Below are 13,719 nucleotides of genomic sequence, written 5' to 3'. Positions count from 1 at the left end.
AGCTCACTCGTTGGAGTGACTGCAGGTCGCAAGCCTTGCCAGGAACACCGGGGCCACTCTCGCCACGCGCGTGGTCACGGAGTGCCACCAAAAGCAGGGGTACAACGGGCGACAGCTACCTCAAAATCACTACACAGGGGGCAATTCGGGCAAAGCTCATCACTCACAAGAGTGAATGATGTTGACGTACCGAAGCTGTCGCAAGCTTGTGACAAGCCTAGGCGAACACCTGCCCCGGCGGAGGGGAATCGGCGACGTAGGGTTCTCCTCATGGCACCGAAGCGCCCCCAGGCACCCCAGCCCCCAGGCAACACCGGAGCTCCGCGCGGCCGGCGCCGCGGGTCACCGCTCGACTTCGCGGGACACGGAGTGAAGTTCCTGGGCGTCAGCGTGCTCTCAGGAGTCCTGCTGGCCGGCATGGCCCTGCCCGCTGTCGGCGCGCTCGGACTGACCGCCAAGAGCACGGCGGAGAGCTTCGAGAACATCCCGGACGACTTCAAGACCCCGCCGCTGACCCAGGCCACCCAGATCTTCGACGCCAAGGGCGGGCTGATCGCCAAGGTCTACGAGCGCGACCGTACCGTCCTCGCCGCCGACCAGATGTCGCCGTTCATGCGGCAGGCGCAGGTGGACATCGAGGACGCCCGCTTCTACGAGCACGGCGCCGTCGACCTCAAGGGCGTGCTCCGCGCGGTCAGCAAGAACGCGGAGAGCGGCACCGCCTCGCAGGGCGCCTCGACGCTGACCCAGCAGTACGTGAAGAACGTCAACGTCGAGAAGGCCGGCGACGACCAGGCCGCCGTCCTGGAGGCCCAGCGCAAGACCCTGGGCCGCAAGATCCAGGAGCTGAAGGTCGCGATCAAGCTGGAGGAGGACCTGACGAAGGACCAGATCCTCACCAACTACCTGAACATCACCTTCTACGGTCACCAGGCTTACGGGGTCGAGGCCGCCTCCCAGCGGTACTTCAGCAAGAACAACAAGGACCTCACCGTCGCCGAGGCCGCCACCCTGGCCGGCATGGTGCAGAACCCCTCGTCGTTCGACCCGGTGCGCTACCCGGAGAACACGGTCAAGCGCCGCAACATCGTGATCGACAAGATGGTCGAGAACAAGCACATCACCGCGGACCAGGCCAAGGAGGCCAAGGCCGCCCCGCTGGGCCTGAAGTACAAGGACCCGCAGAACGGCTGCATCACCGCCCAGGCGGGCATGGGCTTCTTCTGCGACTACGTCCGCCACGTGGTCAAGCAGGACCCGGTGTTCGGCAAGAACGTCGCCGACCGGAAGAAGTTCTGGGACCAGGGCGGCCTGAACATCTACACCACCCTCGACCCGGACAAGCAGGCCGCCGCGCAGAACGCGGTGACCTCAAAGGTGAAGGTCACCGACCCGGTGTCGGCCGCCGCCACCATGATGGAGCCCGGCAGCGGCAAGATCCTGGCGATGGCCCAGACCCGCCCGTACGGCCTGGACCCGAACAAGAACCAGACCGTCGTCAACCTGAACGTCGACGCGGCGATGGGCGGCGGCAACGGCTTCCAGACCGGTTCGACGTTCAAGCCGGTCCTGGCCGCGGCCGCGCTGGAGTCGGGCATGTCGCCCACCCAGCCGTTCCCGTCCGAGAACAGGATCGACTACCCCACGATGTCCACCTGCTCGGGCACCTGGAAGAACACCGCCAAGGGCAAGGACCGCAGCGTCGGCAACGAGTCGCCCAGCGAGGTCGGCCCGTACGAGCTGAAGCAGGCGATGGCGCTCTCGGTCAACACCTACTTCGTGCAGATGGAGCAGCAGGTCGGCCTCTGCGCGATGAAGCAGATGGCCAACAAGCTCGGCATCAGCCAGACGGCCAAGGGCGACCCGTTCGTCGAGGTCCCCTCGATGGTCCTGGGCACCCTGGAGCTGTCCCCGCTGACCATGGCGAACGTCTACGCGACCTTCGCCGCCCGCGGCAAGTACTGCACCCCGATCGCCATCAACAAGATCACCACCGTGGACGGCAAGGACGTCAAGGTCCCGCAGTCGACCTGCAACCAGGCCTACTCCGAGACCACCGCGGACAACCTCAACACCGTCCTGCTCAACGTGACCGAGAAGGGCACCGGCGCCTCCCTCGGCCTGGAGGGCGGCCGTCAGATCGCCGGCAAGACCGGTACCACCGACGAGAAGAAGGCCGCCTGGTTCAGCGGCTACACCCCGCAGGTCGCCACCTCCGTCTGGCTCGGCGGCCCGGCCGGCGGCGTGAAGATGAAGAACATCAAGATCGGTGACACCTACTACGGCAGCGACGGCGTCTTCGGCGCCACCGGCCCGGGCCCGATCTGGCAGCTGGCGATGAACCAGGCCCTGCGCGGCGCCCCCATGGAGAAGCTGCCCACCCTCGACATCCCGGACCCGGCGCCCAAGCCGGACCCGAACGCCACGCCGTCGGGCGCCGCCACGCCGCCGAGCGGAGACGCGGCCGCCGCGGGCGGCAACCCCGGCGGAACCCCGGGGGGCAACCCCGCGGGCAACCCCGGCGGGATGATCGGCGGCGGGTTCACTCTCCCGCCCGGGATCATCGGCGGGAACGGAAACGGGAACGGCAACGGCAACGGCGGCGGCCGGCACTAGCCGAGGCCGACGCGCGACGACAGGGGCGCCCTCCGAGCGATCGCTCGGGGGGCGCCCCTGTGTCTGCTGCTGTGCACACGGTGCCGGTGCGGGTGGTGCGTTCGGTGCGGGTCCTACGCCTCGGTGCGGGTCCTACGCGTCGGTGCGCGTCAGCCGGTGAGCGCGGCCTTCACGGCGGCGGCCACCCGGCCGCCCTCGGCCAGGCCGTCCACCTTCGGCTTGACCAGCTTCATCACGGCGCCCATGCCCTGCGGCCCGGTCGCGCCGCTCTCGGCGACGGCGGCGGCCACGATCGCCGCCAGCTCCTCGTCGGAGAGCTGCTTGGGCAGGTAGCCGGCCAGCACCTCGCCCTCGGCCCGCTCCCGGGTGGCCTGGTCGGTCCGACCGGCGCCGTCGAACGCCTCGGCGGCCTCCCGGCGCTTCTTCGCCTCACGGGCGAGCACCTTCAGCACCTCGGCGTCCGACAGCTCCCGCTTGGCCTTGCCCGCCACCTCCTCGCTGGTGACAGCGGAAAGCGTGAGCCGAATGGTGGACGAGCGCAGCTCGTCCCGGTCCTTGATGGCAGCCGTGAGGTCCTCCTGCAGCTGCTCCTTGAGCGTGGTCATGGCCCTGAGTCTCCCACCTGCGGCGTTCGGCTGCCCGCCATTAACGCAAGGGGGCATTTCCGGGTACCGGGACTTTTCCACCATCGGGTAACTACTTATAGTGGTTACATGACCGATGTCGAGGAGCCCTGCGCCGGGCTGGTCCTGCACTCCCCCGAGGGGACGCGGTACCTCTTCGACCCCGGGGCGCTCTGCCTGGAGCTCCTCACCACCGGCGGCCCCGGCGCGTACGCACGGTACGAGGTCCTGCACCGGCCCCGGGACCTCGCGGACTGGCTCGGACAGTCCCGGCTGCGGCTTCCCACCGGCACGCACGTCGGCATCAGCCCGGAGCAGCTGGCCGCCGTACGGACCCTGCGGGACGCGCTCCGGCGGCTCGCGACGGCTCGCGCGCACGGCGGGACGGGGGCGGCCGCGGACTACGCCGAACTCAACCGGGCCGCCGCCCACCCGCCGCTGGTCCCGCAGATCGGCTCGGACGGCACCGCGGCACCACCGCTGCCGGCCGACGGGGACCAGCTCGCCTCGACCGTCGCGCGCGACGCGATCGCCCTGTTCACCGGCCCGTACGCGGACCGGGTCCGCGAGTGCGGCGCCCACGACTGCTCCCTGATCTTCGTCGACACCTCACGACCCGGACGACGGCGCTGGTGCTCGATGGAACGCTGCGGCAACCGCCACAAGGTCCGGGCACTGCGGGCCCGGCGTGACAGGGCCGACGACCGGGCCGCCGACCGGGCCGCCGACGATCCCCGCTGACCTCGCGGCGGGCACCGTGCTCCGGTTCCGCCAGGAGCGGCCCGACGACCCCGTGGAACGCGCCCGACAGCGCGAGCACCGGGGCGCCGCACCGACCCCGTCGCCGCCGAGCCCGCGCTGCACCGGGAGCGTACGGAGCAAGCCGGCGTGTCCCTCCGCACCGCCCGGCCGTTCACCGGCTGATCCGCCGTCTGAGAGCATGGAGCGATGCGACCGCTGTACTCCGTCCCCCTCGGAATCGCCGCCACCGGCGCCGCCTGCCTCGCCTACTCCGTCGGGTACGAGGTCCGTTCCTTCCGGCTCCGCCGGGTGGACATCCCCGTCCTGCCCCGGGGCGCCCGCCCCATCCGTGTCCTCCAGGTCTCCGACATCCACATGGTGAGCGGACAGGGCAAGAAGCAGCGCTGGCTGCAGAGCCTCGCCGGCCTGCGCCCCGACCTGGTGGTCAACACCGGCGACAACCTCTCCGACCCGCTCGGCGTCCCCGCCACGCTCGACGCGCTCGGACCGCTGATGGAGTTCCCCGGCGTCTACGTCTTCGGGTCCAACGACTACTACGGCCCGGCCCGCAAGAACCCCGCCCGCTACCTCCAGGCGATGCGCAGCGGCGCCCACGGCATGAACAACCCGGACGGCACCGCGCGGCGCGGCATCACCGGCGCCGTCCACAACCCGTGGGAGAAGCTGCGCGACGGCTTCGACGCGGCCGGCTGGCTCGACCTCACCAACGCCCGTGGCCGGCTCGCCATCGGCGGCCTCGACCTCGAGTTCACCGGCCTCGACGACCCGCACATCCGCCGCGACCGCTACAGCGAGGTCGCCGGCGGCCCCTCCCCCGACGCCGACCTCTCACTCGCCGTCGTGCACGCGCCCTACCTCCGCGTCCTGGACGCCTTCACCGCCGACCGCTACCCGCTGGTCCTCGCCGGCCACACCCACGGCGGCCAGCTCTGCGTCCCCTTCTACGGCGCCCTGGTCACCAACTGCGACCTCGACGCCAAGCGGGTCAAGGGCCTCTCCACCCACCAGGCCGGCGGCCGCCGCTCCTACCTCCACGTCTCCGCCGGCTGCGGCACCAACCGCTACACCCCGGTCCGCTTCGCCTGCCCCCCCGAGGCCACCCTCCTCACCCTCACACCCGCCCCCTGACCTGCACCGGACGCCCGCCGGGAATCGGATTTCGTCTCTCGGCGAGCGTCCGGTAGAGTTCTACTCGTCGCGAAGGAGACGGAGCGACAAACAGCAGGACCGGGGTGTGGCGCAGCTTGGTAGCGCGCTTCGTTCGGGACGAAGAGGCCGTGGGTTCAAATCCCGCCACCCCGACCCAGTAGTACGAGTTCAGGGCCCTGCCGGAGAAATCCGGTAGGGCCCTGATTCGTTGTGCGTGACCACCTGCGTGACCAAGCCTCAGGGGATCCTGCACGAACAGGTCGTCCACGACACCACCGGTGATGGCATACGGGCGGGCTGGTCAACGGGGTGGCGGGTGGGTCCCCACCGCTGGCCAGCCCGATGCTTGATCAGACCTTGGTCTGCTGGGTGTCCCGCTCCTTGACCTTCAACATCAAGGATCGAAGCTCCTCTGGCGTCGGCCACGGAGCACGGCGATGGATCATCCGGTGGCAGTTCGCACAGATCAAGGCGAGGTCCGATAGCTTCGTTCGACTCTCGCCTGCCTCGTGCAAGGGGACCACGTGGTGACACTCGATGTATCCCGCACCACGCTCGCCGTATGCCCACTGGAAGTCGAAGTCGCACACTTCGCAGGCGAGGCGCTGACCTCGGCCCACTACTGAGTCGATCTTCCGACGGCGAAGTGTGCGGTCCCGCTCGCGGGAGAGGTGCTGGCGCAGCAGAAGGCGACCTTCCGGAGCGTCGAAGTCTTCCTGGTCTTCGACGGTCGCCGGCATCCGCAAGTCACCAGTGAGGATGCCCGCTCGAATCAGCTGTGCCGACGCGGCCATCTCCAGCGGGCTTTCCAGGAACGCCTGTAGGACGGCGCGGTCCATGGCGCCCCCGTTCGTGGCCTTACCTCGGTAGTCGGGATGACGCGTAGCGATGTCGAAGGTCTTGCGAGCAACCCCGTTGGCATTGCGGAACGTGTCGTTTCGGGACGAGGAGTCGTGAATCGGGAGGAGCTGGAGCAGGCCGGACAGCTCCACGACGCGAGGGTCAGTGGCGCCCAACCCTTTCCAGTCGTTCGCTGCCGTGATGGCGCAGGCCAGAACGAGCTCATCCCACGCCCAGTCGGGATTGCGAACAGACTTGACCGTGAAGCCAAGCCGCTCAAGCCACACGACAGCCTCCCCTGTGCCGCCGTGGAACTCAGTAGGCAGCAATGCCCTGCCGTGCTCGTATCGGTGGGCCACGCCGGCGATGGCCTTGGAGTCGTATTCCTTGCCCTCATGAACGAGCAGGTAGTTTCGAGCCTGACCGAATCCGTACGTGGAGAGGAACGCAGCCTGGCCCACTCGCTCGTACTCATCTACTGCATTGAGCACCGACTCGCGGGTGATCATTCCCTTAAGCATGGCCTCTAGCATAGGACTTGGTACTGACAGGGAGCTTGGGCTCGAAGCCATGGGGCCGGTTCAAGTACTCCGGGACCGCGTGGCCACCGAGGCCTTCATGGCTAGTCCGTGGCGAGAGACCGGTCACGGACTTGTCGCCGTCCGTCGCCTGGGCACCCAGGTTGCTTCGGGACCAAGAGGCGTGAGTTCTAATCCCGCTACCCCGGCCCGGTTCAGAGGGCCCCATCGAGGAGACCCGGTGGGCCTCCGGCATTGCACGGCAGCGACGAAGTGCAGCGACCCCTCGGGAGCCCTGAGAGGCCGTCGACAGCCGAGGGCCCTTGGCGCCGCTCGATGTAGGACTTTCGGCTCAGCCAGCGGCATGCGTAGAGCCCCCGCCGTATGAACGGCAGGGGCCCTGCGAGCACTACATGATCTGGATGTGCTCCCGGATGGCCTCGCTGGCCGAGATGTGGCGAGCGAGGGCGGTGCCGGCGGCTTCCCACGCGTTGCGCCCGGCGACCAGCTTCCCGGAGTGCGGGTCGAGCAGATTCCCGGCGAAGATGCTGTCCTCCTCGGTCAGCGGGTCTTCTCCAGCCGTCGCCAGGCGCTTCTCGAGGACGCGGGAGAAGTCGACGTCATCCATGGCCCGCACGGCGTGCTCGATTGCGTTGTCACGGAAGGCAGCCAGCTCCTCGTCCTCGGTGTCCTTCAGGAGCTGAGCAATGATCGCCGATGTGGTGTAAACCGCAAACGCAATGGCATAGAGCACACCGGCAGAAGTCAGATAGGTGGCGTCACGGACCTCAGCCGCGGTTACCTCGCCATCGATGACGTCGGCAAATGCCGGGCTCTCCCCGAGAGCATTCCAGAACGCAGCCAGCTCCTCCTCGGCGGCGTCGCCACGCTCGAAGTACTCAGTGACCGCCTTGTCCATCGTCGCGGGCGAGCGGTACTTGTTTCCGACAAGCAGCAGCCCGGAGACGTAGCGGATCGTCTTGAAGCTAAAGAGCTTGGCCGAGAGCTTTCCAGGGTTGTCCTTCAGGTACTCCACCCGCTCCTCGAAGAGCGGCACCGTCTCGAACAAGTCGGATAGGGCTCGGTTGATGGGCTGCCGCCGGTCCATCGACTGACCGAGGGATTGGGTGGGGGCCTTGACGTTGCGCTGGAGGTCGGCGAAGTCCTGAGCGCGGCGCTTGTGGTCGTCGTCGATAACAATGATCAGCGGCTGACCGGAGGTCCGCAGGCGCTCCATCACCGGGTCGTCGTCCTCGTCTCGGTTCTGCACGATGTGCTCGTACGCACCGATGCGGTGCTGACCATCGCCAATGTCGAACTTCGCGGAGATGTCGATGGACAGCACGCCAAACTGAGCAGCATCGAAGTCGGTCGTGACACCGGGGAGTTGGACAGGCTCAAAGTGAGCCTCCCGCGAGGTGAGGTAGAGAACGGCGGCGCCGAGCACGAAGTCCTCAACACCCTCTACGTAGTTCACGATGGCCTTGAGGTGGGTCGTGTCGCGGGGCCGGTTGCCGTGAGCATCGGTCTTGGCCGGGTTCCAGGGGGCGGGCTTGGACACCATGGACACCAAGTCGGGAGCGCACATCGCAGTGGTCATCATCCGCCGACTCCCCTGCATGTAGCCGATGACTGGAAGTTGAATCTTGGGCATGCGTGCCCTCCCATCAAGCCAACGAAGGTTCCCCCCACGGAAACAGACGATTCGTCAGGCAAGTGACAGCAAACGTACTACGCCGGATAGTAGGGGTCAATGAGAGGAAATTCCGCGTAGGACCCAACAGTTCTCGCGTAGCGCGGTGACCGAGTGAGTGCGCTGGTCAGGCGGGGCAGAAGGTGCTCGCCCCCACCGAAGGGCTTCCGACTGGCGGTTGGCACGCGGGATGAAGGCGGAACCAGCCGCGGCCTCGGTGCGTTCCGTCCTACGAAGATCGCCGAGCGGATCAGGAGGCTCCGATGGCGGGGGTAAGTCATGGGGATGAAATCTGCTCATCAATCGATGCCCTGCGGGTCGACCAGTCCTCTGGTCAGCCTGCTCGTCACCAGCCGATCACCTTGCTGTGGGCGATCGGGCGGGCCGCGATGGGGAAGTCAAGGCTGGTGCCCTGGGTGGATGCACGCAGGGAGCTCCAGCCACTGCTCAAGCGGTACGGGCGACCCGGTTCGGACCCATCACCGCAGTACCCGTTCGTTGCCCTGAGCCGGTCAGGCCTGTGGGAGCTCGATGGCGCCGCTGGCGAGATCCCGATAGCCCGTGGCTCGGGCGTACAACGCTGGCTGAAGGCCACCAATCCACGTGGTGGACTCACCCTCCCGTTCTACGACCTCATGGCCTCCGACCCTGCGATCCGGCAGCGGGTGGTCGATCGGCTTCTGAGTCGCTTCTTTGACTCTGAGAGGTCCAACGAGTTGATGCGAGACACTTCGTTGGCCGGTCCGGTCTTCGACGGGTTTGGAGAGGTTCCCGGGATCGAAGTAGGACATGCCTTTTCGGATCGAAAGGCGGCCCATGCTGCAGGTTTGCACCGGCAAACCCAGGGCGGCATCTGCGGAACCAGAGATCGCGGGGCTGAGTCCATCGTCGTCTCGGGCGGTTACGAGGACGATGAAGACTTCGGCAACGTCATCATCTACACCGGACAAGGTGGTCGCGATCCAAATACTGGCCAGCAGGTCAGCGATCAAGAACTCACCCTCGGAAACGCCGCGCTGGTCACCAGCCTGACCACCGGTGCCCCCGTCCGTGTGGTGCGGGGGGCCGGGGGCGACCCGAACCACTCGCCCAAGGCCGGCTATCGCTACGACGGACTCTTCCGTGTCGACGAATACTGGTCCGATCACGGACAGTCGGGCCACCTCGTGTGGCGGTACCGGCTCGTCCAGCTCAGCGATGCAGAGAGTCCGAGCGCGCCTGACCGTCCGGCACTTCGGGAGCCTGAGGGGCGCGAGACCCTCACGCGCCTAGAGGCTGTTGTCCAGCGCATCGTTCGCAGCACCGCGGTGGCCAACTACGTCAAGCGGGTGCACGACTACACCTGCCAGGTGTGCGGAACGCGGCTGCTCACACCCACCAATGCCTACGCGGAAGCCGCGCACATTCGTGGGCTTGGGCGCCCGCACAACGGCCCGGATCGTGCCTCCAACGTGCTCTGCCTATGCCCCAACCACCACACCTTGTTTGACTTCGGCATGCTGAGCATTGCCGACGACCTGACCATCTCCGACCGGTCCACCGGGTCCGTCATCGGCCGCTTGCGCGAAGTTCCAGCCCATCAAATCGGACGCGAGTACCTGGCCTACCACCGGGAGCATCACGCCGTCGCTTGGCACGGACCTATCGAAGACCCTGAACTGTAGACCCGACACCGCGGCAAGGCAGCACACTGTTCGGTGCTTGCGTCCGGACGTCTGCCCGATCAACATCCTGCTGGCTGGTTGAGGCGGTCCGCGCCGCGAGCTCCGGGTCCGCGGTCGGGTGGAGGGCGCGGGCCGGTGCCCGCGTCGGTGGTGCTCCGGGGGCGAATAACATTGAGGTCGTTCTTTTTTGTCTGTTGGACCTTGGGAGCCACCGGTGGCGAGAGCCCAGCAGGACCGGGCCGTACGCACGCGCGAGACGATTCTGCGGGCCGCCGCCCACGTCTTCGACGAGTTCGGGTTCAACGGGTCGAGCGTCAGCCGGATCATCGCCAGGGCGGGGACCACGCAGGGGGCGATGTACTTCCATTTCAGGTCCAAGGAGGAGCTGGCCAAGGCGGTCATCGACGAGCAGGCGTCGGACCTCGAACTCCCGACGGAGGCGACCGGGTTGGGCCAACTCGTCGCCCTGAACCTCTATCTGGCCGATGAGTTGAAGGCGAACGTACTGCTGCGCGCGGGCGTGACGCTCGCCGTCGAGCAGGGGCAGCTCGGGCTGCGCGAATTCGGACCGTACGAGATGTGGGCGGACCAGTTCCGCGCGGAGCTGGAGGCAGCGCGGCAGGCGGGCGAGCTGCTGCCCGGCGTCGATGTGGCGCAGGTCGCGCAGCTCCTGGTCGCGGCGTACACCGGCTCGCAGATCATGTCCCACCTGCGGAGCGACCGGGCCGACCTGCCGGAGCGGATCGTCCGGCTCTGGTGGTACCTGCTGCCCGGCATCGCCACCGCGCCCACCGTGGCATCGCTGCGGGCCACCCTCGCCGCGCACGCGAACCGGGCCTGAGCGGAGGAGCCGGCGGCCCCCCGGCCCCTCGGAGCGGTGCCACCTCGGTCGGTGCTGCCTCGGGTCGGTGCCGCTCGGGTCGGTGCCGCCTCAGAACAGCGCCGGGAGGTCCGTCCGGGAGGCGATCCCGAGCTTGGGGTAGGCCTTGTAGAGGTGGTGGCCGACGGTGCGGGGGCTGAGGAAGAGCTGTGCCGCGATGTCGCGGTTGGTGAGGCCCCGGGCGGCGAGCCGGGCGATCTGGAGCTCCTGCGGGGTGAGCGCGGTGAGCGCACCCGCGGGGGCGTCGGCCGGGGCGGGGGCGCTGGTGCCGGTGGCGGTGAGCTCGGTGCGGGCGCGGTCGGCCCAGGGGCGGGAACCGAGGAGTTCGAAGGTCTCCAGGGCGGCGCGAAGGTGCGGACGGGCGTCGGTGCGGCGGCGTTCGCGGCGCAGCCACTCGCCGTAGAGGAGCGCGGTGCGGGCCTGCTCGAACGGGCGGTGGGTGCCGTCGTGCAGGTCGAGGGCGGCGAGGTAGGCGGATTCGGCGAGTTCGTCCGGGCCGAGCAGGGCCTGGCAGCGCAGTCGTAGCGCCTCGGCCCACGGCACGTCGGCGGCGCGGGCCCAGCGGGCGAACCGCTCGTACGGGCCGGCGGCACGCTCGGGGGTGCCGAGGCGGACGGCGGCCTCGACCAGGTCGGGGACGGACCGGGTGCCGCTGACGTGGTGCCGGTAGGGGCCCGTGGCGAGGGCATGGAGCCGGTCGACGGCGTCACCGGCCCGGCCGTGGCCCAGGTCGAGCAGGCCGAGCGCCCATTGGGCCCACGGCTCGCCGGGGGCGGGGGCGGCGCCCACCGCGCTGCTGGCCGGCGTGGTCGTGCTCGGCGTCGTCGCGGTCGGCGTCGTCGTGGTCAGCGCAGTCGCCGTCCGTGCCTTCGCGGTGAGCGCCGTGGTCTGCTCCGCGTCGCCGGCGAGCGCGGCCAGGCAGGCGAGCAGGGCGCTGAGCTGGCTGACCCACTGGTGCTGCCCGGTGTCGCGGGCGAGGGCGAGCGCCTCGGTGGCGGTGACCTCGGCGTCGCGGTGGCGGCCGTGGAACAACTCGGCCTCGGCGAGGAAGAACTGGAGCGTGGGCAGCACGCCGACGGTGCCCTTGGCGCGGGCCTCGGCGACGAGTTCGGCGGCGAGTTCGACGGTTTCGGCGTCCCGGCCGAGGATCAGCGTCGCACCGCAGAGCTGGACCAGGTCGCTCGGGGTCTCGGCGCCCGCCCGGCGGGCCGCCGCCGCGGTGTCCCGCGCCGCGGGCAGCGGCACGGCGGGGCGTCCGAGGGCGGGCAGGACGGCGGCGGGCAGGTGCCGGGCGAGCGGGGTGAGCGGGTCGTCCTCCGGGAGTTCGGCCAGGACGACGGCGAGCCGGTCCAGGACGGCGACCACCGGCTCCTCGCCCGCGTACCAGGCGGCGTGGAAGGCCTGGAACAGCATCCGGGCGGCGTGCGGCGGCTCGATGCCGGTGCCGGCGGCGTCCAGCAGCAGGCGGTAGGCGGTGGGGTAGGAGCCGCGCCAGAAGTGCGCGGTGGCCCGGACGTGGTCGAGCAGGGCGTGCGCGAAGACGTTGTCGGTCCGGGCGCCGGCCCGTTCGGCGAGCGCCTCGGCCTGCTCCAACTTTCCTTCCTCGGTGGCGGCTTCGGCAGCCAGGACGAGGCGACGGGTGGCGCCGTCGCGGTCCGGGGTGAGGCGGGCGGCGCGCTCGTACGCGGCGGCGGCGCCGCCGTGGCCGCCACGGGCTTCGGCGCGGAGGGCGGTGCGTTCCAGCGCGTCGGCGAGTTCGGCGTCCGGTGCGGTGGCGGCGAGGGCCAGGTGCCAGGTCCGGCGGTCGCCGTCCTCCAGCGCCTCGCCGAGAGCGCGGTGGACCGTCAACCTCTGTTGCAGTGGAGCGCGTTGCAGGATGGCGGCGCGCAGCAGCGGGTGCCGGAAGGCGAGCCGGCGCTCCGCGTCCACGGCCACCAGGCCCGACTCCTCGGCGGGGGCGAGGTGTTCGGCGGTCGCGCCGAGGGTGGCCGCGGCCGCGAGGACGACGTCGAGGTCGCCGTTCTCCTCGGCGGCGGCGACCAGCAGCAGGTTCTGGGTGGCCGGTGGCAGGCCGGTGACCTGGCCGTGGAAGGCGATCTGCAAGCGGCTGGTGAGCGGCAGCGCACCGGGGGCGGAGTCGGCGGACTCCTCGACGGTGGCAGGCAGTTCGGTGAGCGCCAGCGGGTTGCCGGCGGCCTCGGCGAGCAGTCGGCGGCGGACTCCGCCCGCAAGCCCCGATGCCGCTCGGGCGTCGAGGAGTTGCGCGGCCGCCGGCTCGGCGAGGCCGGCGAGCCGGAGTTCGGGCAGGCCCGCGAGCGGCAGGGCGCCGCCCCCGGGGCCCGCCGAACCCCCGGCACCCCCACTGCCCGCGGCACTCCCCGACGCGCCCGCGTCGCGAACGGCGAGCAGCAGGGCGACGCCCTCCGCCTGGAGCCGGCGGGCGGCGAGCAACAGCGCGTCCAGCGAGGCCCGGTCCAGCCACTGCACATCGTCCACGATGCACAACAGCGGCTGTTCGGCGGCCAGTTCGGCGAGCAGCCCGAGGGTGGCGAGCCCGGTGAGCAGCCGGTCGCCGGGCGCACCGGCCGGCGCCGCGTCGTCGCTCAGACCGAATGCGCCTTCCAGGGAGCGCCGTTGCGGGCCGGGCAGCGCGGCGAGCCGGTCCAGGCCGGGTGCGAGCAGCAGACTCAGCCCGGCGAACGGGAGTTCGGCCTCGTACTCGACGCCCGTGGCCCGGACCACGCGGAACGCGTCGCCGGCCGCTGCCGCCGCGTACTCCAGCAACGCGGTCTTGCCGATGCCCGGCTCGCCGCGCAGCACCAGCACCCCGCTGCGGCCGTCCCGCGCCCCGTCGAGCAGCGCGTCGACGACGGCCTGCTCCTGTTCCCGCCCGTAGAGCATCCCCATCCTCCGACCCTACTGGCGCGACCTACCTACGTCGTTGCGCGTCCCTGTACCTATCCGTGACAGATTC

At 69.7% G+C, this 13,719-nt stretch carries 9 protein-coding genes and 1 tRNA gene; 6 read left to right on the top strand and 4 right to left on the bottom strand.

All coding sequences use genetic code 11. From position 1 onward, the window contains the following. Positions 1-369 precede the first annotated feature (369 nt). Entirely contained in the window at positions 370-2,616 is a 2,247-nt protein-coding gene (locus tag ACZ3YO_RS10480) for a transglycosylase domain-containing protein (protein ID WP_465567462.1), read from the top strand. A gap of 149 nt (positions 2,617-2,765) precedes the next feature. Here ACZ3YO_RS10480 and ACZ3YO_RS10475 read toward each other — a convergent pair whose 3' ends face one another. After that, entirely contained in the window at positions 2,766-3,221 is a 456-nt protein-coding gene (locus tag ACZ3YO_RS10475; protein WP_405360384.1) for a GatB/YqeY domain-containing protein, read from the bottom strand. Positions 3,222-3,329: 108 nt separating this feature from the next. Here ACZ3YO_RS10475 and ACZ3YO_RS10470 point away from each other — a divergent pair, with 108 nt between their 5' ends. The 3 genes from ACZ3YO_RS10470 (at position 3,330) to ACZ3YO_RS10460 (ending at position 5,303) form a co-directional block, all read left to right on the top strand. Further along, on the top strand, positions 3,330-3,980 hold the full coding sequence (locus ACZ3YO_RS10470) for a CGNR zinc finger domain-containing protein (protein ID WP_465567459.1): 651 nt from the start codon (positions 3,330-3,332) through the stop codon (positions 3,978-3,980). 207 nt (positions 3,981-4,187) lie between these two features. Further along, positions 4,188-5,129 (top strand): metallophosphoesterase, encoded by a 942-nt coding sequence (locus ACZ3YO_RS10465; protein ID WP_396324009.1) that lies wholly within the window; start codon positions 4,188-4,190, stop codon positions 5,127-5,129. Positions 5,130-5,229: 100 nt separating this feature from the next. Beyond that, positions 5,230-5,303 (top strand) — tRNA-Pro (locus tag ACZ3YO_RS10460). A 197-nt stretch (positions 5,304-5,500) separates the two neighbouring features. On the opposite strand, the gene ACZ3YO_RS10455 is transcribed toward ACZ3YO_RS10460, so the two are convergent. Both ACZ3YO_RS10455 and ACZ3YO_RS10450 read right to left on the bottom strand, forming a co-directional pair. After that, positions 5,501-6,499: an HNH endonuclease gene (locus ACZ3YO_RS10455; protein WP_465567456.1), complete on the bottom strand. Its 999-nt coding sequence runs from the start codon at positions 6,497-6,499 to the stop codon at positions 5,501-5,503. 418 nt (positions 6,500-6,917) lie between these two features. After that, positions 6,918-8,162 carry a DNA sulfur modification protein DndB gene (locus ACZ3YO_RS10450; protein WP_465567453.1) on the bottom strand — a complete coding sequence of 415 codons (1,245 nt, stop codon included), beginning with the start codon at positions 8,160-8,162 and terminating at the stop codon, positions 6,918-6,920. A gap of 302 nt (positions 8,163-8,464) precedes the next feature. Here ACZ3YO_RS10450 and ACZ3YO_RS10445 point away from each other — a divergent pair, with 302 nt between their 5' ends. After that, positions 8,465-9,865, top strand: a complete 1,401-nt coding sequence (locus tag ACZ3YO_RS10445) for a YDG/SRA domain-containing protein (RefSeq protein WP_465567450.1) — start codon at positions 8,465-8,467, stop codon at positions 9,863-9,865. 214 nt (positions 9,866-10,079) lie between these two features. Beyond that, the gene (locus ACZ3YO_RS10440) at positions 10,080-10,706 is read left to right on the top strand and encodes a ScbR family autoregulator-binding transcription factor (RefSeq protein ID WP_465567448.1); all 627 of its coding nucleotides are present in this window, start codon (positions 10,080-10,082) and stop codon (positions 10,704-10,706) included. A 90-nt stretch (positions 10,707-10,796) separates the two neighbouring features. Here ACZ3YO_RS10440 and ACZ3YO_RS10435 read toward each other — a convergent pair whose 3' ends face one another. After that, positions 10,797-13,652 (bottom strand): helix-turn-helix transcriptional regulator, encoded by a 2,856-nt coding sequence (locus ACZ3YO_RS10435; protein WP_465567445.1) that lies wholly within the window; start codon positions 13,650-13,652, stop codon positions 10,797-10,799. Positions 13,653-13,719 lie beyond the last annotated feature (67 nt).

This window comes from Kitasatospora sp. NPDC022785 (assembly GCF_055561295.1).
This window is presented reverse-complemented; position numbering and strand designations above follow the sequence as displayed.

Bases quoted from the DNA above. Each gene is read 5' to 3' on its own strand.
- ACZ3YO_RS10455 (WP_465567456.1), bottom strand. From the start codon at position 6,499: ATGATCACCCGCGAGTCGGTGCTCAATGCAGTAGATGAGTACGAGCGA.
- ACZ3YO_RS10445 (WP_465567450.1), top strand. From the start codon at position 8,465: ATGGCGGGGGTAAGTCATGGGGATGAAATCTGCTCATCAATCGATGCC.
- ACZ3YO_RS10435 (WP_465567445.1), bottom strand. From the start codon at position 13,652: ATGGGGATGCTCTACGGGCGGGAACAGGAGCAGGCCGTCGTCGACGCG.
- ACZ3YO_RS10470 (WP_465567459.1), top strand. From the start codon at position 3,330: ATGACCGATGTCGAGGAGCCCTGCGCCGGGCTGGTCCTGCACTCCCCC.
- ACZ3YO_RS10465 (WP_396324009.1), top strand. From the start codon at position 4,188: ATGCGACCGCTGTACTCCGTCCCCCTCGGAATCGCCGCCACCGGCGCC.
- ACZ3YO_RS10475 (WP_405360384.1), bottom strand. From the start codon at position 3,221: ATGACCACGCTCAAGGAGCAGCTGCAGGAGGACCTCACGGCTGCCATC.
- ACZ3YO_RS10450 (WP_465567453.1), bottom strand. From the start codon at position 8,162: ATGCCCAAGATTCAACTTCCAGTCATCGGCTACATGCAGGGGAGTCGG.